Source organism: Longibaculum muris (assembly GCF_004343035.1).
GTDB lineage: Bacteria > Bacillota_I > Bacilli_A > Erysipelotrichales > Coprobacillaceae > Longibaculum > Longibaculum muris.
The window spans coordinates 37,806-62,709 of sequence record NZ_SMCQ01000017.1; the positions used below are offsets into that span (position 1 = coordinate 37,806).

At 28.5% G+C, this 24,904-nt stretch carries 25 protein-coding genes; 1 reads left to right on the plus strand and 24 read right to left on the minus strand.

All coding sequences use genetic code 11. From position 1 onward, the window contains the following. Positions 1-78 precede the first annotated feature (78 nt). From EDD60_RS11155 to EDD60_RS11270, 24 genes are all read right to left on the minus strand, one after another. On the minus strand, positions 79-807 hold the full coding sequence (locus EDD60_RS11155; RefSeq protein WP_066449750.1) for an N-acetylmuramoyl-L-alanine amidase family protein: 729 nt from the start codon (positions 805-807) through the stop codon (positions 79-81). Positions 808-912: 105 nt separating this feature from the next. Further along, entirely contained in the window at positions 913-1,317 is a 405-nt protein-coding gene (locus EDD60_RS11160; RefSeq protein WP_066449753.1) for a F0F1 ATP synthase subunit epsilon, read from the minus strand. Continuing rightward, the gene (gene atpD, locus EDD60_RS11165) at positions 1,304-2,710 is read right to left on the minus strand and encodes a F0F1 ATP synthase subunit beta (protein ID WP_132226415.1); all 1,407 of its coding nucleotides are present in this window, start codon (positions 2,708-2,710) and stop codon (positions 1,304-1,306) included. Before atpD ends, EDD60_RS11160 begins: the two co-directional genes overlap by 14 nt. An 11-nt stretch (positions 2,711-2,721) precedes the next feature. Next, the gene (atpG, locus tag EDD60_RS11170; RefSeq protein ID WP_066449755.1) at positions 2,722-3,573 is read right to left on the minus strand and encodes an ATP synthase F1 subunit gamma; all 852 of its coding nucleotides are present in this window, start codon (positions 3,571-3,573) and stop codon (positions 2,722-2,724) included. A gap of 4 nt (positions 3,574-3,577) precedes the next feature. Further along, complete coding sequence (gene atpA, locus EDD60_RS11175; RefSeq protein ID WP_066449756.1) at positions 3,578-5,101, minus strand: F0F1 ATP synthase subunit alpha; 1,524 nt, start codon at positions 5,099-5,101, stop codon at positions 3,578-3,580. Between the two features lie 9 nt (positions 5,102-5,110). After that, on the minus strand, positions 5,111-5,641 hold the full coding sequence (locus EDD60_RS11180; protein WP_066449758.1) for a F0F1 ATP synthase subunit delta: 531 nt from the start codon (positions 5,639-5,641) through the stop codon (positions 5,111-5,113). Continuing rightward, positions 5,641-6,144, minus strand: coding sequence for a F0F1 ATP synthase subunit B (gene atpF / locus EDD60_RS11185; RefSeq protein ID WP_066449761.1), 504 nt, complete (start codon positions 6,142-6,144; stop codon positions 5,641-5,643). The genes EDD60_RS11180 and atpF overlap by 1 nt, the downstream gene beginning before the upstream one ends. Positions 6,145-6,168: 24 nt before the next feature. After that, complete coding sequence (gene atpE / locus EDD60_RS11190; RefSeq protein WP_066449764.1) at positions 6,169-6,411, minus strand: ATP synthase F0 subunit C; 243 nt, start codon at positions 6,409-6,411, stop codon at positions 6,169-6,171. A 50-nt stretch (positions 6,412-6,461) separates the two neighbouring features. Further along, on the minus strand, positions 6,462-7,148 hold the full coding sequence (locus EDD60_RS11195; RefSeq protein WP_066449772.1) for a F0F1 ATP synthase subunit A: 687 nt from the start codon (positions 7,146-7,148) through the stop codon (positions 6,462-6,464). Beyond that, positions 7,138-7,509 carry a hypothetical protein gene (locus tag EDD60_RS11200; protein WP_066449776.1) on the minus strand — a complete coding sequence of 124 codons (372 nt, stop codon included), beginning with the start codon at positions 7,507-7,509 and terminating at the stop codon, positions 7,138-7,140. The genes EDD60_RS11195 and EDD60_RS11200 overlap by 11 nt, the downstream gene beginning before the upstream one ends. Continuing rightward, positions 7,502-7,678, minus strand: a complete 177-nt coding sequence (locus EDD60_RS11205) for an AtpZ/AtpI family protein (protein ID WP_243646671.1) — start codon at positions 7,676-7,678, stop codon at positions 7,502-7,504. Before EDD60_RS11205 ends, EDD60_RS11200 begins: the two co-directional genes overlap by 8 nt. A gap of 151 nt (positions 7,679-7,829) precedes the next feature. Further along, entirely contained in the window at positions 7,830-8,456 is a 627-nt protein-coding gene (upp, locus tag EDD60_RS11210) for a uracil phosphoribosyltransferase (protein ID WP_066449780.1), read from the minus strand. A gap of 14 nt (positions 8,457-8,470) precedes the next feature. Further along, positions 8,471-9,712, minus strand: coding sequence for a serine hydroxymethyltransferase (locus EDD60_RS11215; RefSeq protein WP_066449783.1), 1,242 nt, complete (start codon positions 9,710-9,712; stop codon positions 8,471-8,473). A 2-nt stretch (positions 9,713-9,714) separates the two neighbouring features. Next, positions 9,715-10,155, minus strand: a complete 441-nt coding sequence (gene rpiB, locus EDD60_RS11220; protein WP_066449785.1) for a ribose 5-phosphate isomerase B — start codon at positions 10,153-10,155, stop codon at positions 9,715-9,717. Further along, entirely contained in the window at positions 10,152-10,754 is a 603-nt protein-coding gene (locus EDD60_RS11225; protein WP_066449787.1) for an L-threonylcarbamoyladenylate synthase, read from the minus strand. Before EDD60_RS11225 ends, rpiB begins: the two co-directional genes overlap by 4 nt. 124 nt (positions 10,755-10,878) lie before the next feature. Then, a complete protein-coding gene (locus EDD60_RS11230) occupies positions 10,879-11,196 on the minus strand; it encodes a hypothetical protein (protein ID WP_066449792.1) in 318 nt (105 codons plus the stop codon). Positions 11,197-11,341: 145 nt separating this feature from the next. Further along, positions 11,342-11,893 carry a PD-(D/E)XK nuclease family transposase gene (locus EDD60_RS11235; protein ID WP_132226416.1) on the minus strand — a complete coding sequence of 184 codons (552 nt, stop codon included), beginning with the start codon at positions 11,891-11,893 and terminating at the stop codon, positions 11,342-11,344. Positions 11,894-12,036: 143 nt separating this feature from the next. Then, positions 12,037-14,130: a hypothetical protein gene (locus EDD60_RS11240; protein ID WP_132226417.1), complete on the minus strand. Its 2,094-nt coding sequence runs from the start codon at positions 14,128-14,130 to the stop codon at positions 12,037-12,039. Further along, positions 14,120-15,238: a hypothetical protein gene (locus EDD60_RS11245; RefSeq protein ID WP_132226418.1), complete on the minus strand. Its 1,119-nt coding sequence runs from the start codon at positions 15,236-15,238 to the stop codon at positions 14,120-14,122. Before EDD60_RS11245 ends, EDD60_RS11240 begins: the two co-directional genes overlap by 11 nt. A 4-nt stretch (positions 15,239-15,242) precedes the next feature. After that, positions 15,243-16,091 carry an ABC transporter ATP-binding protein gene (locus tag EDD60_RS11250; protein ID WP_165973147.1) on the minus strand — a complete coding sequence of 283 codons (849 nt, stop codon included), beginning with the start codon at positions 16,089-16,091 and terminating at the stop codon, positions 15,243-15,245. 114 nt (positions 16,092-16,205) lie between these two features. After that, the gene (locus EDD60_RS11255; RefSeq protein ID WP_066446009.1) at positions 16,206-17,159 is read right to left on the minus strand and encodes a hypothetical protein; all 954 of its coding nucleotides are present in this window, start codon (positions 17,157-17,159) and stop codon (positions 16,206-16,208) included. Positions 17,160-17,620: 461 nt separating this feature from the next. Continuing rightward, positions 17,621-19,423 carry an ABC transporter ATP-binding protein/permease gene (locus EDD60_RS11260; RefSeq protein ID WP_066446011.1) on the minus strand — a complete coding sequence of 601 codons (1,803 nt, stop codon included), beginning with the start codon at positions 19,421-19,423 and terminating at the stop codon, positions 17,621-17,623. After that, positions 19,423-21,537: an ATP-binding cassette domain-containing protein gene (locus tag EDD60_RS11265; RefSeq protein WP_066446019.1), complete on the minus strand. Its 2,115-nt coding sequence runs from the start codon at positions 21,535-21,537 to the stop codon at positions 19,423-19,425. The genes EDD60_RS11260 and EDD60_RS11265 overlap by 1 nt, the downstream gene beginning before the upstream one ends. Before the next feature lie 636 nt (positions 21,538-22,173). Further along, a complete protein-coding gene (locus EDD60_RS11270) occupies positions 22,174-23,409 on the minus strand; it encodes a helix-turn-helix domain-containing protein (RefSeq protein WP_066446021.1) in 1,236 nt (411 codons plus the stop codon). A gap of 475 nt (positions 23,410-23,884) precedes the next feature. On the opposite strand from EDD60_RS11270, the gene EDD60_RS11275 reads away from it, so the two are divergent. Continuing rightward, on the plus strand, positions 23,885-24,793 hold the full coding sequence (locus tag EDD60_RS11275) for an alpha/beta hydrolase (protein WP_243646672.1): 909 nt from the start codon (positions 23,885-23,887) through the stop codon (positions 24,791-24,793). Positions 24,794-24,904 lie beyond the last annotated feature (111 nt).

The window sequence follows — 24,904 nt, forward strand, 5'->3', positions numbered from 1 at the left end:
ATCTATTATATAAGATACAACTATAAAATAACAAGATACTAAGAAATTTAATAGTAAGAAAAAAGGACTTAATGTCCTCTAATTTATGTTTTCTATAATTCCTTGAGCAATAGCTTGACCTATTTTTTCTAACTTTTGATTATCATTGAGATAATCAAAATCTTTTCCTCTTATGTAACCTAATTCAATCAATACAGAAGATACACTGTTATCTCTTAAAACAGCCAAAGAATTTCCATCTTGCATTCCTCTATTTTTAGAATAATTTAATTTTTCGATATGATTTCCTATAGAAGTAGCAAGTGCTTCACTTGCTTTATTCTTAGTATATATCTCAAAACCAGATATATTTGTTGTTTTATCATAATCATTGACATGAATTGAAACAAAATATTTGGCTTGATTTTCTTTACTCATATCACAACGTAATTTTAAATCTGTAATTTTATTATCATGTAAAGCTTCATCTTTATCCCGTGTCAAGATAGCTTTGATATCTGCTTTATCAAGTTCCTTAGCAACAGCTTTTGCAGTTGTTAAAGATATATCTTTTTCATAGAGTTCATCAATATTCGCTCCAACATCATATCCCCCATGACCAGGATCAACAATGACTGTTGCTTTATAGTTTTTTGGTTTGTCATTTTTTTGAGGAGTTATTGCTTCAGTTTCAAAGAGTGACATCACATGACTTACAGCAAAGCTTATACCTTTATATAGACCAAATAGAATAATCAAGCAAGCCACTGCTGCAATAATAACTCGATCAACTCTTAATTTTAATTTTTTCTTTTTCTTTGCAGCCATTATCTCACTCCTCACACTATGCTTATTCTATCATATTTTTATCCCAACTTAAACAACAAACAATTTACAACCATGAAAAAAAGATTTGATTATTTCAATCAAACCTTAATTTTCATTTTTAACACGAATACGTGTTATAGCCTTACGTAAAGCAACTTCTGCTCTCAAAATATCCATATCATCATTAGATTGATTATGTAATCTTTCTTCAGCTCTTGCTTTAGCTTCTTGAGCACGTCGTAAGTCAATTTCTTCAGGTGATTCTATAGCATTCGCAATGATTGTTGTTTCATCATCATTAACATAAACAAAACCACCTGCAAGTGCAAATTTATATCTTTGTCCATCTTTAATATAGTTCATTTCGGAAATATCAATGGCACTTGCTAAGGGTAAATGGTTGGCAAGAATTCCAATTTGTCCAGAAGTTGTTCTTAAATTAAGCATTTCAACTTCTGTTTCTTTGTAGATTCCTCTAGGTGTAACAATCTTTAATTTAAATGGCTTCATCGCTTAAAGTTTTAGCCTTTTCAATTGCTTCTTCAATAGAACCTACATTATGGAATGCTTGTTCAGGTAAATGATCCCATTTTCCTTCAAGAATTTCTTTAAATCCTCTAATTGTATCTTCTACACGAACATATTTCCCTTCCATTCCTGTAAATTGACTAGCTACAGTAAATGGTTGAGATAAGTAATTACGTACACGTCTTGCTCGTGCAACAGTCACTTTATCTTCTTCACTTAATTCATCCATCCCTAAGATAGCAATAATATCTTGTAATTCTTGGAATCTTTGTAGAATTTGTTGAACTCCATGAGCAACTTCATAATGTTCTTGACCAACAACTAATGGATCAAGTGCACGTGATGATGAGTTTAATGGATCAACAGCAGGATAAATTCCTAAAGCTGCAATTGAACGATCCAAAACAACTTTTGCATCAAGATGGGCGAATGTTGTTGCTGGAGCAGGGTCAGTTAAGTCATCAGCAGGGACATAAACAGCTTGTACTGATGTGATTGATCCTTTTTTTGTTGATGTAATACGTTCTTGTAATTGTCCCATTTCTGTTGCAAGTGTTGGCTGATATCCAGCTTGTGAAGGAACACGTCCTAATAAGGCTGAAACTTCTGAACCAGCTTGAGTAAAACGGAAGATGTTATCAATGAATAATAAGACATCTTGATTTTGTTCATCTCTAAAGTATTCTGCCATTGTTAAACCTGTCAAAGCAACTCTTAAACGAGATCCTGGTGGTTCATTCATTTGTCCAAAGACAAGTGTTGTTTTATCCAAAACTCCACTTTCTTTCATTTCATAATACAAATCATTACCTTCTCTTGAACGTTCTCCAACTCCAGCGAATACAGATAATCCACCATGTTGAGTCGCAATATTGTTAATCAACTCTTGAATTAAAACGGTTTTACCAACTCCAGCACCACCGAACAATCCAATCTTACCACCTTTAACATAAGGACAGATTAAGTCAATAACCTTAATCCCTGTTTCTAAGATTTCTGTTTCTGTTCTTTGTTGTGCATATGTTGGAGCACTTCTATGAATAGGCATTTTTTCTGTTGTTATTGGTAATTCAGGTTTCCCATCAATAGGTTGTCCTAAGACGTTAAACATTCTACCTAATGTATCATTTCCAACTGGAACACTAATTGGTTTTTGTGTATCAATTGCATCCAATCCTCTTGTCAAACCATCAGTTGGACCCATCGCAATACAACGTACAACATCATCGCCAATATGTTGAGCAACTTCTACAGTTAAAGGTGTTCCTTGATTATCAATTTCAATAGCTGTATTTAATGCTGGTAAATGATCAGCATCAAAAACAATATCGACAACAGGTCCAACTGCACGAACAATTTTCCCTATATTTAGCATATGTTCCTCCTTTATTGCGCATTAGCGCCTGCAACGATTTCACTAATTTCATTAGTAATCGCTGTTTGTCTTGCTTGATTATATTTCAATAATAAATCTTCAATTAAATCTTGAGCATTATCTGTTGCATTTTCCATAGATGTTCTTCTTGATGCATTTTCACTTGTAACTGATTCTACTAAATATCCATAAATAATAGATTGTAAATACATTGGAATTAAATGATTTAATACTTCAGAAGGACTTGGTTCAAAAATAGTAAATTTTTGTGTCACTTCAATATTATCAAATTCCTTAACATCTACTGGTAATAAATCAATAACGCGTGGTGTAAAAGTTAAGTTATTAACAAATTCAGTATAAATAATCTTAATCTTTGAAATTTCCTGATTACGATACATCTTTGTTAATTCACCAACAAGACGAACAACTTCTCTAAAATCTAATGTAGAATTTAAATTCAAATAATCATGATTATATTCAATTTGATGATGATTCAAATGACCAGCACCTTTACTACCAATCATATAAATCAAATCACCCTCTTGAATCGTTTGATCAACTGTTTTCAATACATTCGCATTATATCCACCACATAACCCTAAACTAGATGTAATCACAATATAAACATTCTTTCCTTTAGGATTAGCCTTTAAATATGGATTATCAATCATCCCTTGATTACTTGCTAAAATTTCTGCAACAGTTTCTTGTACCTTACTATAATAAGGTTTTAATTCCTCTAATTGATTTCTTGTTTTTCTTAATTTAGAAGTTGCAACTAATTGCATAGCTTTTGTAATTTTTTTAGTAGACTCTACAGATTTAATACGTCTTTTAATAGACTGCATATTACTAGCCATAAATCTAACCTTCCTTATTCACTTGTAAGAATTTTTCAACAAAAGCCCCAATAACTTCTTTCATTTTAACACTCAATTCATCACTAATCACTTTTTGTGTTTGAATTTCTTCAATAATATCACTATGATTTAATTTCATTTCTTGATACAATTCTTTAACAAACTCAGAAACTTTTTTAACTGCTAATTTCTTAGTAAAACCATATTTTAATGCAAATAAAGAAATAACTTGTTCTTCTACACTACGTGGAGAATATTGAGCTTGTTTTAAAACTTCACGAACTTTTTCCCCATGATCTAATGTTGCTTTTGTGGCTGCATCAAGATCACTACCAAATTGAGCAAAAGCCTGCATTTCAGCAAATTGTGCTAATTCAAGCTTTAATGTTCCTGAAACTTGTTTCATGGCTTTGATTTGTGCTGATGAACCTACACGTGATACAGATAATCCTGTATCAATGGCTGGTCTAAATCCAGCATTGAATAAATCTTGTTGTAAAAAGATTTGTCCATCTGTAATAGAAATAACATTAGTAGGAATATATGCTGAGATATCTCCTGCTTGTGTTTCAATAATTGGTAAAGCCGTAATTGACCCACCACCATTTTCTTCATTTAAACGACAAGCTCTTTCTAACAATCTTGAATGGAGATAGAAAACATCTCCTGGATAAGCTTCACGTCCTGGTGGTCTTTTTAATAATAAAGACACTGTACGATAAGCAACCGCATGTTTAGATAAATCATCATAAACAATTAAAACATCTTTTCCTTGTTCTAACCATTCTTCTGCCATTGCACATCCTGCATAAGGAGCAATATATTGAACTGGTGCTAATTCACTAGCTCCAGCTGCAACAATTGTTGTATATTCCATTGCTCCACCTTTACGTAGTTTTTCTACAATTTGTGCAACAGTGGAATTCTTTTGTCCAATTGCAACATAGATACAATAAATATTTTGTCCTTTTTGATTTAAGATTGTATCAATCGCAATAGCAGTTTTTCCAGTTTGTCGATCTCCAATGATTAACTCACGTTGACCTCTACCAATTGGAATAATTGCATCAATAGATGTAATTCCTGTTTGTAAAGGTTGATCAACCGATTTTCTTGTCATAACCCCACTGGCAACTCTTTCAATTGGTTTCGTATGAACATAACGAATTTCTCCCTGTCCATCGATAGGTTGACCTAAAGGATTAACAACACGCCCTAATAATCCATCACCTACTGGTACCTCAATAATTCTTCCAGTACGCTTTACTTCATCACCTTCCTTGATAGTTCCTTCACTACCAAGTAAAACGGCACCAACACAATCTTCTTCAAGATTCATGACCATACCATAAACATCATTAGGAAACAATAACAATTCACCTAACATAGCATTATCTAACCCATGAACAAGTGAAACACCATCTCCAACAGTCATAACTGTTCCAACATCTTTAGATTCAATTTGATCTTCAAAATGTTTAATTTGTTCTTTTATTAAAGCACTAATTTCATCTGGTCTTAGATCCACTATCTTCACCTACTTTCTTAATAATTCTTTTTTCAATGATTCCAATTTATAAGAAAGTGAATCATCATAAATATGATTATCAACTTCTACTCTAATTCCACCAATCAAAGCTGTATCAATAACCATACGTAATTTTACTTTCTTTCCAACTTTAACACTTATTGCATTTTCAATTCTTAATAATTCCTTATCTGATAACTCATAAGGTGTATAAACTTTACCCACCTTAATACCAAAATAGTCATAACATAAAGATTGAAATTCAGCACAAATTTCACGAATATAAGCAATTCTTCTTTTCTTAATTAATAAAAGCAAGAAATTATATACATATGTACCAACTTGTTTTTCAAAACTTTGCTTAAGAACACTCATCTTTAGTTCATCTGTTACCCCATAATGAGAAAAGAAACGTACAATCGATGAATCAACAAAAACTTCTTGTACTTTTTCCATATCCTCTTGATAAGCTTTAACTGCATGTTCTTCTTTTGCTATTTCAAATAAAGATTCAGCATAACGATTGGCTATGGCATTCATTAGTTCACAACCTTCTCTACAAATTCTTCAACCAATTCTTGATTTTGTTTTGTATTCATTTCTTTTTGAATAATCTTTGTTGCAACTTCAATTGCAATATCAACGATTTCTTCTTTCATTTCTGTTTTTGCTTGAACCTTTTCTGCTTCAATTTCTTTTTGAGCTTGTTCAATTTTACTAGCAGCCTCTTTACGTGCTTCAACAATAATATCATCACGTTCTTTTAAAGCATCAGATTTTGCTCTTTCAACAATTTCATGATACTCTCTAGCTGAAACACGGGCTTGTTGTTCGCTTTCTTGCATAAATTTTTTAGCTTTTTCATTCATATCTTTTGCTTCATTGATTTGTGTTTCAATAAAATCAGCTCTCTTAGCAAAATAAGCCTGCACAGGAGCCCAAAGATACTTCTTAAAAACAAACAACATGACACCAGTTGAACATAATTGAACAATAAGTGTTGTTATATTGGGGAATAATTTTCCAGCAATATCTATATCCATAATTTATTCCTCCTTAACTTTCAATTATTTAATGAAGTTAGGGAATACGAACATTAATAAGAATGAAATCAATAAACCATAGATAGCTACTGTTTCTGATAAGGCAATCCCTAAGATCATCATTGTACGAATTTTACCTTCTGCTTCAGGGTTTCTTCCTACAGCTTCTACTGCTTTACTAGCTGCAATCCCTTCTCCAATTCCTGTCCCTAAACCTGCACATACAGCAATCCCTGCTGCAATTGCAATTAAACCATAATCTGTCATTTTCTATACCTCCAAATTTTCTTTCTTTTAATTTTTTTATTCTTTACTAGTTATTCTGCTTCTATAGCAATAAGAATACTAGATAAAGTCACAAAGACTAGTGTTTGAATACATCCTGCAAAGACATCAAAATAAGCATGTAATACAGGAGCTAAGATAGGTCCTAAAAAGTTAACTGGTAAAATCATTCCAGATAGCCATCCAGTAAACTGATAGACCAATCCCATTAAAATTGTTCCACTTAATATATTACCAAATAAACGCATTGATAATGATATTAATGGTGATATTGCACTTAAGATATTGGTTGGTGGCCACACCAATTCTTTAATATAGGTTAAACCACCTTTTTTCTTAAAGGCATTATACTGAATTAAAATAAAGGTAATTAATGTCATTGCTAGAGTAATTGAATAGTTTGATGTTGGTGCATCAAATCCAATTAATCCACTTAAGTTAGCAACAATTAAATACACAAATAACATTGCAAAGTAAGGATAATAGCTCTTTTCAAATTGAGAAGGCATAATTGATTTCATATAATTATAAACCATCTCAACTCCTGTCTCACATACTAAAACAATCCCCTTTGGTTTTTCTAATGGATCAGCCGCCATGACTTTCTTTCCTGCATAGATAAAAAACAAACATAGCGCAGTTATAATAATCAAAGAAAAAACCAATTCAACTTGTAATTCTATATGTATGCCAGATAGGAACGTTGAACTAATTTTCATTTATCTCACCTCCTTTATGAATAAATCCTTCTATATAAATTGTTATTTTTATGACAAGATAGCCTAAAAACACACCAAAAATATGTATAAAATCCATCTTAACAGCAATAAAGAAACCTAAAGCATAAAATAATAATTTTAAAATAAACATAATTGCTATAATTGCTGTAGACATTGAAAACTTTAATATTCCTTCACTCATCTTTATATTCATTAAAAAGATGATGATATTTATAATATACCCCAAAATAAAACCAAATATATAAGATATATCTTGTAAACATAAACTCATTATCAATATGATTAAAGAAGCAATGAAAAAAACATGGACTGATCTTTTTAAAACTGTTTTTTCATTCATGTTTTCCAACTCCTAACAATAATTTAATAACATATATAAATGATAACAACAAACATATCAATAAAGCTATTGGCTGACTATCAAAATACTCATCTATTTTTAAACCAACCCATAAACAAAAGAGAAAAACTCCAATCACTTTTAATCCTAATTCTAAAGCAAATACCAAGTCTTTTAACATAACAAAAAAAGAGTTATATGAAAAAGATATCTTCTATTGAGAATATTGATGTCTTGATCATTCATATAACTCACTCCTTTATCAATAGTATTACATTACGATTATACCGTTATTTATCTTTTATAGCAATATGAAAACATTAATCATCAGTACCAAATAAACGATCACCAGCATCTCCCAAACCAGGAACAATATAGCCTTTTTCATTGAGCTTCTCATCTAAAGCTGCAACAATCAAATCTACATCTGGATGATTCTTTTCAATCATCTCAATTCCTTCAGGAGCAGCCACAAGACATGCCAATTTAATGTATTTAGCACCACGTTTTTTAATATTTTGAAGGGCAGCACATGCACTACCACCAGTTGCTAACATTGGATCAACAACAATCACATCGGCTTCATCTAAGCAAGCTGGAAATTTTGCATAATATTCTTCTGGTTCTAATGTTTCTTCATTACGAGCCATTCCAATATGTCCAACTTTTGCTGTTGGAATAATTGTTTTAAAACCTTCAACTAACCCTAAACCTGCTCTTAAGATAGGAACTAAAATAATAGGTCTAACTAATTGTTTTCCTGTCATTGGACAAATTGGTGTAACAATTTCAATGTTTTTTAATGGTAATCCTTTTGTAACTTCATATGCCATTAACATTGCTATTTCGTCTAAGTTTTGTCTAAACTCTTTTGTTCCAGTTTCTTTATTTCGCATAATTGTTAATTTATGCTCAATTAAAGGATGATTTAATATTGTTGTTGCCATAGTTTTCCTTCTTTCTATTTAATATAAGTTTTCCCGTTATACATTGTAACTTTATCAGTTAATGCTTTGACTCTTGCTATACATTCTGTTTTAACTTCTTCAGTTTCTTCATTCTTTAAACGATAAGCAATAATCTTTCCAACTTCTCTAAAATCATCTTCATTAAAACCTTTTGTTGTCATAGCTGGTGTTCCAACACGAATACCGCTTGCTTTAAATGGCTTTTCAGTATCAAATGGAATTGCATTTTTATTTGCAGTAATATTAATTTCATCAAGTAATCTTTCGGCTTTTTTACCACTCATACCACAACTTGCTTTTACATCAATTAATAATAAATGATTATCAGTTCCATCAGCTACCAATCTAAATCCTTCTTCTTTTAAAGATTCTTCTAAAGCTTTAGCATTTTTAATAATTTGTAAAGCATAATCTTTAAACTCTGGTTGTAAAGCTTCATAGAAACATGCAGCTTTAGCAGCTATGATATGCATAAGTGGTCCACCTTGCATACCAGGAAATACTGCTCTATCAATATCTGCAGCTAATTCCTTTTTGCACATAATAACTCCACCACGAGGTCCTCTTAATGTTTTATGTGTTGTTGTTGTTACAACATCAGCATATGGAACTGGTGAAGGATGTAAACCTGCTGCTACTAATCCTGCGATATGTGCCATATCAACCATAAATAAAGCTCCATTATCATGAGCAATTTTAGCCATATATTCAAAATCAATAATTCTTGAATAAGCACTTGCCCCTGCTACAACTAATTTAGGTTTAATTTCTTCAACTTTCTTTTTAAAATCTTCATAATCAATAGTTTCTGTATCTTTTTTGACACCGTAACTATAAAATTCATAATTCATTCCAGAATAGTTTAATGGATGTCCATGTGTTAAGTGTCCTCCATCAGCTAATGACATACCTAAAACTTTATCGCCATGCTCTAATAAAGCTAAGTATACTGCTGTATTGGCTTGAGCTCCAGAGTGTGGCTGAACATTTGCATGTTCACAACCAAATAATTCTTTTAATCTATTTCTTGCTAATTCTTCAACTTCATCAACAAATTGACATCCTCCATAATATCTTTTACCAGGATATCCTTCAGCATATTTATTAGTTAATACTGAACCAGCTAATTCTAAGATTTCTTCTGAAACAAAGTTTTCAGACGCAATCAATTCAATGTTATTTCTCTGTCTATTTAATTCTCTTTCAACACTTTCAAAGACTTCCATATCTCTCATATTTATTCCCTCTCTAATTTCATCATTTTTTCAATTCTTGCATCATGTCTACCACCTTCATAATCAGTGTGTAACCATGCATTTAAAATTTCTAAGGCTAAGCCTTCCCCAATGACTCTTTGCCCCATTGCTAACATATTTGTATCATTATGCGCTCTTGTTGCTTTTGCACTAAAAACATCATGAACTAAAGCACAACGAATACCTTTAACTTTATTAGCTGTAATAGAAACACCAATTCCTGTTCCACATACAACAACACCTTTGTCGCAATCCCCCGATGCAACTGCTTTTGCAGCTTTGGCTGCAAAGTCAGGATAATCACAGCTTTCTTCGCTATAAGTTCCAAAATCAATAACTTCATAACCTTGTTTAACCATTTCTTCCATCAATACGTTTTTTAAACGATATCCGCCATGATCACACGCAACTGCAATTTTCATTTTAATACCTCCTCTATTTCTTTCCTTGTTATTTTACCCTCACGTAATATTTTTATTTCACTACCTGTGACATCTACAACTGTACTTGCAACATTATCTGATGTTTTTCCATCAACAATAATATCAATACGTCCATCTAATTGTTCTAAGACTTCACTTGTACATGTTGTATTAGGATGATTAGATAAGTTCGCACTTGTTACTAACATTGGTCCTACTTTCTTTAATAATGAAAGAACATATTCATGATCTGGAATACGAATTCCTATGGTTTCTTTTCCATTTGTCATCACTGGATCAACACTCTCTTGTTTTTTAAAAACAAGTGTAATCATCCCTGGCATAAAAGCTTCAATAATCTTTCTAGCATCTTCACTCACATAAGCATATTTTTCTATATCTTTTTTGTCAGCTACCATTAATGTAATTGCTTTGGAATAATCCCTATTCTTTGCTTCCATTAACTTATCTAATGCATCTCTTGAACCAAATTTTACACCTACGCCATACACTGTTTCTGTTGGAAATGCTGCAACTCCATGATTTTTTATCACTTCATATACACTTTCAATATCTTTGTTTGTTACAACCTTTGTCATCTTCCATCACCCTCGGTGATATTCTACCATAATTTATATAAAAATTATAGAAATATAGGTATAAATCATTATTTTTAAAGAAAAAAAGATAATGAAATATCTTCCATTATCCTTTGCATTCATTTTATCTAATCTTTTTCTTTGCTATCTGATATATCTTTTCTAGACTTGCTTTTTCAATAAGTAAGTCAAATATCTTTTCATACTGCTCCACGGATAGATTTTCCAGAAATCCTGTTTCAGCTTGTGGATATGTCTTGATAAACAATTTTAATACAGAATATCTTAGGCCTTTAGATAATCCTTCCTGCAGCCCTTCTTCTTTTCCTTCATCACGTTCTCTTTTCATTCTTGCCTGTCTTGCTCGCTTGTTTAAATCACGGTTGAATGCCATGTCCTGTAGAATCATATCTTCATTAAAATCATCTGCCTTCTTCTCCATGATATCCACCACCTTCTTCTTTAACTTCATTATATCATCAATTCTATTTTTTTATATATGTAAGTTTTCTAATTAAACTGTTAATGGTAAAATAAAGATAACCAAAAAGGTTGGTTTAACAATTACCACTTATGGTAATGACAAACTACCAGCTGGTTATCTTTATTTTACCATTAACATTTTCCTTCTTTAGGATATTGATATAGGGTAGATATATGTAGATTCTCGTGATCAAGTTATGTTTCTCCTGATTCCCTGATTCATTCTGACTGATATACCTGTCTATCAGTACCAGATTGTCCTTATCCAGGTCATCGATGAATATCAGCTGAAACACATGATGAATGTTGGTGACATAGTCATCTCCTCTCTTTTGCTGTTCTACGAGTAGTCTTGCTCCATAAATCTGGAACCTTTGATACTGCTCCTGGTCAAGTGAGGAATTCTGCATCTCGACATCACAGATTTCACCATCTTCATTGGTGACTCTGATATCCAGAATCATATCCTTATCTTCGACATGCTGAGGATTGAGATCGGGATTCAAGACCTTGAGTGAATGGCAGTCAATGCCAGCGATGTTTTCAATAATGAGTTTAAGGAGATAGATAGAATCAGGGTCCTGATCATCTCTCAAGGTATACTTGAACAAAACATCATTTTTAAAATCAACAATTTTCTTTCTTTTCATTATCATAAAAAAGCCCTCCTACTTCTATATACGAGAGTAAGAGGGCAAATTTCTTTTTTATTTTCCACTTCACATAATTTCACATAAAATATTATATATCTATCAACAAAAAGCTCTACTTTTTGTTAAATAATTAATTAACATTATACTTATTCTTGTATTAATAAAACACTATTTTCAAAATCATTATCTGCTTTAACAATATTTACATGACTACCCTTTTCTTCAGTATAAATAATCTCTTTTTCATTAAGTACTTGTATTGTATAGATAATTCTATCCATTATATGTTTTTCTTTATGAGTAGATGTATTGTAAATCAATACCCCTTTATCTTCCTTTAAATAAAGAAGATCACCACTCACTTCATACATTTCATATACATCATCCAATATTTTTACTTCTTTATTACCATCAAAACAATAAATTCCTTTATCTTTTGCTTTAGAATAATAAATATTTTGATAAGAAGATTTGAACTGATAAATGAGATCATTTGATATAATTTTTGTTTTCTGATTTTTTATATCAAAGTCACATAAGTCAAGATTATTATTAATAAAATAGATATGACCTTCAGTAAATAAAACGGAACCATTTGCTAATGAGAAAATCATTGATGCTTGTTGAGTATTCATATCTTCTTTATAAACATATTTATCTGTTGCATAATAAATATAATGGTCATCTATATAAAATTGTCTTGCAGAATTATCAATTATTGGGGCATCTATGAAAGAATAATCTTCTTGATATGAGTAAAGTAATGATGATTGTAGATGTGTATCATGATTATAGAATAACTTAACTCGTCTTTTTGATTCATCATATTTATAAATTCGATACCCTTCTTGTTTATATACCCAAAAGTAAGTGTATTGATCATTCATATAGAAATCACTAATATAACCATCATCTGTGTATGTTGGATCTTTAATGTATTTCTCTATTTGTAACTTTGAATCAAGCGTTACTAAACTATCCATATGAGAGTAAACAATCTGTCCATTAGATTCAATATAATTACGATTTTTATAGTCAGTTTCAACAGCAATAGTCGAATCTTGACATCCTACTAAACAACAACCCAACAATACAAGTATCATTAATTTATTTCTTAATTTTCTCTGTTGATGTGTATAGTTTAAATAAAACTTTCTTAATCCAATAAGCAATATACCTATAAAAATAATAAGACCCATCCACAAAATAATATGACTACAAGCAAAAAATGTTTGAATGGCCATCTCATTTTCACTATGTTTATTAAGAAGCCTAAATTCCTGACCACGTATATATCCACTCGATAAAATGAAAGATAATGGATTAGGAATTATATAAAGTAGCTTATGACTAACAAGTAATGTTAATAAAACATAAAAGCCACCTTGAACAAAAAATGCTATAACAAAACGTTTAAATACAATTGTCAATATCCATGTTAAAACAACTATCGAATAATATCCCAATATTCTTATGATTCTTTCTACTATTACTGCTATATATAAGGAGATATGATAAGGTGCATGTTTAAATAAAGCAATATTTTGCATATATGCTGTACCATGTTCAAAAGAACCATTTATCAAATAAAATAAATCATGTGAGATTAAAAATATGAAAATGAAAATTGTACTTATAATGAGGGATAGTTTTATTTTGGTAAGAAACACTCCTTTTCTCCCTCTGATTGTTGAAATCATAACAGGATATGTTTCTTCTTCATATTCCACAACAAAAACTAAACTATTAACAATCATGAGAATAATAATCAATATAATATCAACATATTCATCTTCTATCATAGCTTGCCAACCACGACTATCAAAAATAATAAAATCTTTTTGATTTTCTTGAACATATTGGACTTGATCATAGAAATATGTAAAAGCTTCTTGTTTATCTAAATAATTCAAAGCATCATTCATTTCTTTTTTTAATTGACTGACCTGATTTGCATTAACATGATATGTTATGAGTTGATTACTAATTTCTATTCTCTTTTGTTCACAAATATTAAATTGATTTTTTTCTTGATTTATTTGTTTTATATCATCTTTACTCAAGTGACCTTGATATCTATCAATATATTCTTGATAGTATTTCTCACTATTAGGATTAGAAAACAGATAGGCTGTTTTTGTCTGAGTCAACTCAAAAACCTTAAAACAACATAACAAACAAAGAATTACCATAAATGCTTTATACTTTCTTAGTTTCCAAAACTCATATCTAAGTTTCATAAGAAACACCTTCTTTTCCTATTAGACTCATGATAGCTAAAATAAGATTGTAGCCTACACCAATAAGCATTAACCACTGATATGTAAACATACAAAGTGGTCCTATTTGAATACAATCTCTTTCTATAAACAATTGACTCTCTTGTAACAAAGCAAATGGATTGAATACCTGCGTGTCATTAGCAACAACAATTAATCCCAAAATAATCAATGCTGATAAAAAGAATGCAAGTATATAGTGTGGGATGTATTTTGATATAACCTGTATAATTTGTACAAGAAATAACATGATGATTAATCTCATTAAAACAATTAAGAAATAACATTGAAGCATATTACAACTTATTGAGGACCTATAGAAATCTTTAAGGGCGTATAAGGGTTCAAATAAACCATGAAAACCATAAAGAATAAGAAATGTTAAAAGTTCTGTTATAGAAAAAGCTATAACGACTATCAATACAAAAGATATCATATGAATAAATCGAATTTTTTGAAAATACTTTCTACCTTTAATAGATGTTTTTAAAAGAACATCCATATGTGAATCTCTTTCATTTGATATCATTAAAACAACTCCAAATATAACAACAAAACTCATCAATATAATTGTTTTATCATAATGAAATAATTGATTCCAACCAACAATATAATCATAAGTTGTTATTTGACGATCCTTGTACTCATTATAAAGAAATGTATTATATTGCTGTTCTACATTTTGATTTTTAAAGTAATCAATATTATCTGTTAAAACCTTTAAATATGTCTGCATATCCTGATGATAAGTATAACGACTGCGCATATCATCATAGATACTCTGTAATACAATAATATCTCCTTCTTTTCCCCCAGACTTATAATCTTTATTTGTTTCATTGGAAACTTGTTCAATCAACGTACTTAGTTTAGTAACCTTTTCTTTTGTAATCTTACCCGTAAATTCCAAAGCATAGTATTTTTCAGCAGTAGACAGTTGCTTATCAAGAAAATCTGTTTTATATTGAAAAGCTATTAATCCAATATTCAATAAAATAAAACCTATAAAGACAATAATAAAGATTTTTCTTACAAACAGTTTTTTCCATTCATATTTTAGTAAGTTCATATATTTACCCAAAATAATACATATAGACTTCTTCAAGCCTTGGAGCAGTCTTTTGACTTCCTTCTTCACATGTTCCAATATATCTTATACAATATTTTCCATTTTCACTTAAAACACGTGTTATTGTATGAGATTTTTCAAATTCACGAAACATAGAGTCATCAATAGTAATCTCCCAAGTTTGATCTTTGACTTCTGATAATAGATTTTCTGTTGGTAAGACTTTTAAAATTTGTCCATTTTTCATAAGAATAACTTCATTCGCAATAGATTCTACATCTTCTAAAATATGTGTTGCTAGAATAACGATTCGATTTGTTGATAATTGTGAAATAATATTTCTAAAACGCATTCTTTCTTTTGGGTCAAGACCAGCAGTTGGTTCATCTAGTATCAAAATCTTAGGATCATTCAATAATGCCTGAGCTATCCCTAAACGTTGTTTCATTCCTCCTGAAAATGTCTTAATCTTACGGTTTTTATCTTGAATAAGATTACATAATTCTAGTAATTCATCTACCTTCGATTCAATGATATCTTTCTTTAATCCTTTGAGTTCACTCATATAATATAAAAAATCAATACATTTAAATTCATCATAAAAGTGTGGATATTGAGGAAGATAACCAATACCTGAAAGATATTCATCAATCTGTGAATATATTGGTTTATGATTATAAATAATTTCACCTTCATTGGGTGATATAAGTCCAACAATTGTATTAATTAATGTTGTTTTACCTGCTCCATTAGGCCCTACTAATCCATAAACTCCATTGTTTAATGTCAGATTAACATTAATTAAAGCCTTCTTATCCTTATATGTCTTACATATATTTTTTATTTCTAACAATGTCTCCATCTTACTGTACTACAATCATACGTCTATAAAATCTTTTGAATCATTGTTATCAAATATAATCAATTAAAACGTATGATTTCCTTTCTCTATTGATTTATTCTCCTTTTATTCAACAACAATTAAACGTAATTCAGACATTAGACTTACTATCGCATATTTACTTTCACTACAATCTAAAATAAGAAAATAAAATGTATGTTTTCCTTTTTCTATATTATTTGGTAATTGAATATCAAATTGTGATAATCCATATTCTTGCCCTTTATAATCTAAACAACCAAAACCATAATCTTGATCAACAGTTAAAAATTGATTATCTACAAAGAAATATATTGCTCCTTTTTTTATGTACTCACTCTTAATCGCAAAACTCCATTTTAAATCTTCACCTTTTTTTAAAGGGATAGCTGGAGTTTTCATAACTTGCAAATCTCCATCAAATACCTGTTTTAATTTATTTTTATCTTCATAACCATAATAATTATTTTGAAAACTACTTGAATTATTTTTAACAGTTTCCCATTTTACTTTTTTTCCTTTTTTATTAGAAACAAGTGCTTTGACATCTTGAGAACATTCAAAACGTCTTACTGTATGAGCTATATTTTGACTTTTACGATAATCACTATAATCAGGGTTATCAACATTTTCTGCAACATAATTATAATTATCAATAAATATAACTGAAAAATTATATGTTTGATTTTTCTTCATACCTGTTGTTTGTACGTAAAACTTATTATCTTTAAATTGTTCAGTTTCTATTTTCATTTTCTTCTGATATTCAAAATCACCATTTTTGTCAAATGAAAATGGAACAAATTGATCATCTATTGTAACCATTATCATATGATCCAATCCAATTGGTGATCTTTCATATAAAATTGTCAATTCAACAAGATTATCAATAACTTTTATATCTTGTATACCTAATGTTGAAGAATATCCATCTGTATTAAATAATTCTTCTGTCTTTTCTTCTGGTTTATCCTCTTTAACTGGTTTTTGACATCCAACTAATAGTGATAGCAACAACGCAAAAACTATCATTCTTTTCATAACTATACCTCTTTCCCTTTTTATAATCTTAAAAAATCAAGTTTCTTATAAATATATTATATCATGGATTCATTGTTGCTCATAAAAATGTCTTAGCTAAAAAATTTTATTGTAGTAAAATTAAATTATATATATAAACAAAATATATCATTAAAAAAGTAAAATAAATGACTTCTTTTTCATAGAAATCAATAATTAGAGAAAAATCTTTAAACAATATAATTATATAAATAGCTTGAGATTTTGATTAATATGAAAACTATTCATAAATCTAGTTTTTAATCTATAGTGAATATCAAAAAGAAATATGGATATCATTTTCAATAGAATCACCATATTTCTTCATGATATCAAAGTGATTATTTCGCTACATAACTCCAACATTAAAGAAAATAAGAGCATAATGTTTATAAATCAATAATTTTTATACCTTTAAATAATAATACTTAAAATATATCTATTTAAAATCTTAATAGTTTTTCAACATCATAATGACATATTAATAATGTTGATAATATTGTTGGTGCTAGGTAGATTCCTAAAATAAAGATAATACTTAAATAAAGTGTTGTGATAGTAAATATTTTGAGATTAATGCCTAAAATATATACTATTAATTTAGATGTAAGTAATAAACATATAACTGATATTGTTGTTTTTACTATAGTTTGTAAGAATAAAATAAGCATCATTTTAAATATCTCTTTATTTGATAGGCCATTTGCTTTTAATACAGTTAATTCATATTTTTGATTATTAATTGTAAAAAATTGACTTATTACTAATATAAATATAACTAAGCTACAAACAATCGTAACAAATGTTGATAAGTTAGATGTATATATTTCTAGATTTGATATTTGAGCTAAATATTTATCTTGAGATATAATTGTTGAATATAATGGATTAATTTCGTTGATTTTATCTGTTATTCCTAGGAAGCTTTCAAAATCATTTAATTGTAATAAAACTGCGTTTGTTTCTGATTCCTGGAAATATTGATATGGAACATAGATTATATATGATTGTTGTGACTGGGTTAAGAAATAATCTTCATATAATACACCTTTTATCTTGAATTTGTTTTTAGTAAGATTCAAATTATCTAATTGGATATTTGAATCTTTATTTATTTTTAATTCTTCTGAGAGTCTGAAAGAAAGATATATATCACCTGTTTTATTTTGCCAATTGGTATGTATCTTTTCTGTTTGATAATCATAATACGATACAACTTGTATTGGTTTATTTAAAGAAATCTTTTTTTCATTTATAAGAAGCTCGTTAGTCGTATTCTTATAAACTGGATAAATATTTCTAACACCTTGAATACGACCTAATAAATCAATACCTTTATCGGAAATAAGATTAGTTTTATTTTCAACAAGTACCTCATTATTAGCAAATTGATTGAGTGACTGCTTATATTGAGAAGCTAAGCTATCCTTCATAGCATATAGAAAAATACATAAGAAAATTGAAAAAATAGGTATAACTGCAAAGATAAACTTCTCTAATTTTCCTTTACCAAATTGAAAATGAGTATACCATTTATAAAACTTTGAAGAAATCTTTGTCTCTTTTATATCTGATACAACTATATCTTTATTTATGGTTTCATCTAATAAAATCTGGTTATTTTTTAAATGATAAACAATATCACAATCTTTTAATATATTCTGATTATGTGTTGCAATAATAACCATTTTACCATCATGAGCAATACCTTTTAATAACTCAATAATAATCTTTGTATTTGTATCATCTAATGCACTCGTTGGTTCATCAGCAATAATAATATCTGGTTCTTTTATTAAGGCACAAGCAATAGCTAATCTTTGTTTTTCTCCACCTGAAAGAACTTCTGTTTTTGTTTGTGGATCAATAGTTAAATGAACTTTTTCTAGTAAAGTATTTGCTTTTTCTTGAGTGTATTCTAATCCTGCTATTAGACAATATAATTTAAGATTTTCTTCTATTGTTAAATATTCATGTAGATTCTTATCTTGAAATACAAAACCAATTTTTGACTTACGTAATGTAGACTTAAGATGATCATCAGTAATATCAATATTTCTACCATTGTAAGAATATTCATACCCTTTAGCACATGATATAAGTCCAATAATATAAAATAGTGTTGTTTTTCCTGAACCACTCTTACCATTAATTGCAGTTAATTGTCCATCTGGAATTATTATTTGACTATCTTTGAAAACAATCTGTTGATTATAGGAAACGTTAATATTCTTAATTTCAATCATTATTTAGAACGTAATTCTTTTATGACGTTTGTCTTTTTAAAATATAAATAATTTCCTATATAACAGATAATCATAATAACCAATATAACAATGACATTTATCAATAATGTTTTTAAATCATATTGATATGGAACTATCTCCTGTTCATTCATTTCTCTAAAATAATTAAATATGCATAAAGCTGTTATTGGTAATGAACATATTAATGTATAAATTAAATCAATTAATGGTAACTTGTAGCTATATGAGATTCCATTAGCCTGTAAGAATGACAATTCTTTTTTTCTTTGATGCAATGTATAAAGATATAGTAATGAAATAAGTATTATGCTTATACTTAAGATGATAATTGGTTGAGTTAAATAACTCTTTTCCATTTGTTGTTGTAAAGATTGACTTGTTTCTTTTGCAGTTATCTTTGTTTTTACATAGATTGGTTTATTCAAGCTTTCAATAGCTTTTTTCACATAGTCTAAATTTTTATACTCATCAACCTTAATAACATAGCTTGAAGTCTGTGTTCCGTATTGAAAATTAGCATCCTTAAGCAACGCTTCATCAATATATGCCTTTAAATTTTTCAATAGTTTTTCATCATTCATCACTTCATCATGTAGCTTTTGCATCTGCCTATAATCGATAAAGATATTTTCTCCACCACTGATATCATAGAATTGATAGGAATCTATATTATATTCGTATATTCCTTTAATCTCAAATGTTCTATTTAATGTCATTTTTAACATTGGATTTGTTTCTGCTGGTTCAGAAGCAGGATTCCCTGATTCATCTATGATATATCCTTCACTATGAAAATATCCCATCAATACAGGTATAGAGAATGAAATCTTGGTATGATCTAATTTTTCAATTCCTAAACAATCTGCCAATTGACTTGAAATAAATATACCATCTTTCACATCTTTATCTACTTCTTTACATTTTGATACTTTTTCATCATAGAGACATGTTGAAACAGCTATATAGTTATATGCTTGTTTTAAAGGATTGTATTTTTTATCTTTGTATGTCACTTCATTAATTTTTTCTTTTAATTCCTTATCTAATTCTACATCTTCTCCATTCTCATTACATATATAGTTATTATTCAATAACTTATAGTATGGATACATTTCTTTAATATGATTAATTTGTTGAATTTGATCTACTACATCTTTATTAAACTTTACTTGATAATCTAAGAAAATATTTTTATCTGTCACATCTATTAATTGTTCATTATTGACAATGAACAATTCATCATCCAAAAGTTCATTCAATGAATTATTGGCCACTTTTTGTCCAGTTTGCACCATTATTGCATTTTTTGAAAAATTATATAACGACCAGACTGAAGCTATCAATATCAAAGCATAAATTATAAAATGATGACTTAAATGTAGTAAGGTATACTTGAATGGATTGAATCTTTTTATCTGTCTTTCCCTGTTTTCTATACTCTTTAAAGACTCTGTTTTCTTCAGTTCTTTAAGCTTCATATCTTCTATCTGATAAATATGATCTCCATTATATAGATCTGGATGATGACTAGCTATTACAATCATTAAACCTTTCTCTTTTAACTTGTTTAAGATTTCTACAATCTGTTTTGCATTATTATCATCTAAATTTGCAGTTGGTTCATCCAGTAATAGTAGCTGTGGTTCTTTTACTAAAGCCAATGCAATAGCCAATCTTTGTTTCTCTCCACCTGAAAGACTTTTACTTTTCTGTTTAAGTTTTTTTAAATCTATACAAACATCATTTAAAAGATTCTCTACTAACGCCTTATCATATTTCTTCCCTGAAATATTAAACATTGTTTCAAAATTATCCTTAATGCTTAAATCTTCTATTAGGTTATAATCTTGGAAAACATAACTGATATAACTTCTTTTTATCTTATTATAATCATTTTTTTTAATCAGTTCTCCATTTAAATAATAATCATATCGATTATCTAAATCCAATAAACCTAATACATTAAGTATACTTGTTTTCCCAGTACCACTTTCACCCGTAAATATAGTGATTTCATAAGGATTAATTGTCACATTTCCATCTTCAACAATTGAATATTGAAATCGTATATTCAGATTTTTAATCTCTAGCATAACTTTCCCCTCCTTTTGTTATTATAATAATTTTAAAAAATGCTTTCTATATATTAATATTACCACATGCAGAAAACATGTGGTAATATTATTGACCACTTGATTTAATATAGTATAGTTGCAGATAATGTTACTGAATCTTAAACTTCATAAGAAGCTATATAAGATTCATATTGTTACAATAAGTGTTAATATCATATTGTTTCACCTATTTACAGTATAGATGATTTTTACATTTTAAATTATATAATTAGAAATCCGTTGTATTTTATTTGAAATGTGTTACTTTTTTAATATATTTATATTTGCTATAAAGTAATTTTTATATAATTAGCTTATAAAAGGTTAGGTGATTTTATGTATAATTTTACAATCCTCCTTAACTGTTTTATATCTTTAATAAAATACATACAGTTTTAAAATTTTTTATCTATGTGTTTTTCTATCTAAATTCAGTATATCATTAAAAGAAATTAAAACAACGCACTCTTTTTGTACAAATTTTTCCATTAAAATAAAAAAATTTATACATATTTAAAAATTAATTAAATAAAATTTATCTTAAAATTAAAAAACAAATCTTTTCTTTTTATAAAAGATGAGATTTGTTTTTTAATTAACAATAAATCATAGAATTTACACATAGTTATTCTTTTGTTTATTTAATATATCTACATATATTGATATGTATTTTAATCTTTTTTCAAAGTTATTACTCTTATCATAGAAATCACATAATAATTCTAATGTGAATTTTTCTAAATCTTGATCATTTGTTTTTTTAGATGCTTCATATACTTTTAATAAATGTTTTTCTTTTCTTTCATCATTAGCATTTGATAAATATATTTGATATGCTTTTATCATTGTTTCCATATATTTTGTTGGTTCGTCCATTGTTTCTCTAGCTAATTTTATATACTCTCTTGCCTTATCTATTTGATTTAACTTATAAGCAGCAACAGACATATAAAAATATATGCAATGCTTATTAAATTCTAATTCCAATGCTTCATCACAGTATTCAAATACTTTTTCATATTTTTCAGAACGCACATATCCCCATATCAAATTATTATATGTATATACAATATTCATTTTCATATTTAATTCCTTATAAGCCTGTATACAATTTATGCTTATTCTTTCAAATTCTTTAAAGTCACCATTTCTATATAAGATTCTAGCTATATTAAAATTTGCTGAAACAATCCTTTTAAGATTAACTGTTTGAGCAAATAAAGTTCTTGCCTTCTCTGTATATTTTAATGCATCAAAATTGGCTCCTTGATAAATTTGTGTTGCTCCTATATGAAAATATAACATCGATTCAGAATAAAGATTTCCACCATATTTCAAGGCAATTTTATAATTATTTAGTGCTTCTAAATAATATTCATTCATATAGTAATATCCACCCATGTAATCATAATACAATTGACACTGATAATCTTCTAAATAATCAAAATATTCCTTTATAAAAACATACTTCTTAGAAATATTCTTTTCACCTATTAACGTGTCATAAATCATATGAGCTAAGATATACTTAATATAGGAAAACGATGAACGTATATATTGATGATAAGATTTAATTTTTTTAAACGAGACACTATAATCTCTTAAATATATGACATCTAAATAGAAAGACATAAAATCTTTTTCAAACTGCTCATTTAAATCTTCTTCTGTTATAGGTATCCCCATAACATCAAAAATTAATTTTGCATTTTTATAAGATATTTTTTCTTTATTATTTTCTATTCTACTTAGATGCCCCTGTGAAATACCTGTCTCATGTTTAATATATTTTAGAGTTAAACCTTCTTGTTGTCTATTTAATTTAATAATTCCGCCAAAATTTTCAATCATTGTAAAAGACCTTTCTTAAAAAAATAAATAATATTCTTTTCATACATTTCCCACCTAACTATATTTATTGTATCAAATATAGTTTTTAATGCAACGCGAATATTTGCACAAATTTTGAACCATAATTTGTATTTAAAAAATAAAAACAGGTCTGACCTGTTTTAATATTTTATCTATTCTTAAAGAAGTAAATAACAGCTATAGCTGCTATAACAAGAATACAAAGTTTAGCAATGTTTCCAACTAAAGTTGCTAATGTATCTGCACTCATTGTATCCCTCCTACTCTTTTAAAACAAAAGTCATGAAAAAGGTACCCCCTTATCATGACTTTATATGAATGATTTCCCCTCATTCTTTATCATTACAGTTATTATAACAAATACTTGTGGAAAAATTATGAACATGACAAGGTTTATTGTCAATTATCTTGATTTTGTGTTATGATTATCTCATATACGAAAGGACTGATTTGAATGAAAAAGAAAACATTAGCTACGGCTGCTATTTTGTCTGGTATTTTAATTGGTTTTGCTAGTGTAACAGCAATTGATCTTGCATGTAAGAAAAGACCTCCTAAAAATAAGGATAAAGATCCTTTAGATGATGAGAATCTTTCTTGGTTAGATATTCAAGATTTTGAAAATTTAGAGATTACTTCTCAAGATGGTCTTAAATTAAAAGCAAAATTATTAAAGGCTCCTCGTGATACGAATAAAGTCTTGATTGCAGTTCATGGGTATCGTTCTTATAATTTAAAAGAATATGCTTATTATATTAAGTTCTATCATGATTTAGGTTTTAATATATTGTTGCCTGATAATCGTGCTCATGGTGAGAGTGAAGGAACTTATATTGGTTTTGGTTGGTTAGATAGATTGGATTGTATTCAATGGATTTATAAGATGAAGGAATATTTTAATAAGGATTTACAAATTGTACTTCATGGTATTTCAATGGGTAGTGCTACTGTTTTAATGGCGAGTGGTGAAGAACTTCCTAGTGATGTGAAGTGTATTATTTCTGATTGTGGATTTACAAGTGTTCTTGAAGAATTTGAACATGAATTAAAACTTGCTCATATTCCTCCTGCACTAATTCTTCCAACAGCTACACTACTTAGTAAAAAACGTGTAGGTTATAGCTTTAAAGAAGCTTCTACTATTGATCAAGTTAAAAAGTCAAAAACTCCTACTTTATTTATTCATGGAGATCAAGATGATTTTGTTCCAACTTACATGGTTTATGATCTTTATAATGCTTGTGGTGCTGATAAAGATTTATTGATTGTTGAAGGAGCAGGTCATGCTCAAAGTTATCTTGTCGCACAAGAACTATGTGAAAAAACAATTATTGATTTTATGAATCAATATATTAAAGAATAAAAAAAACTATGATTTTTGAACCGCCCCTGTCAAGTAGACAGGTGAAATAATTAAAATTATTATTGAAGTTGTCGATAAGACAACTTCATTTTTTTATGTAGCTAATATTGT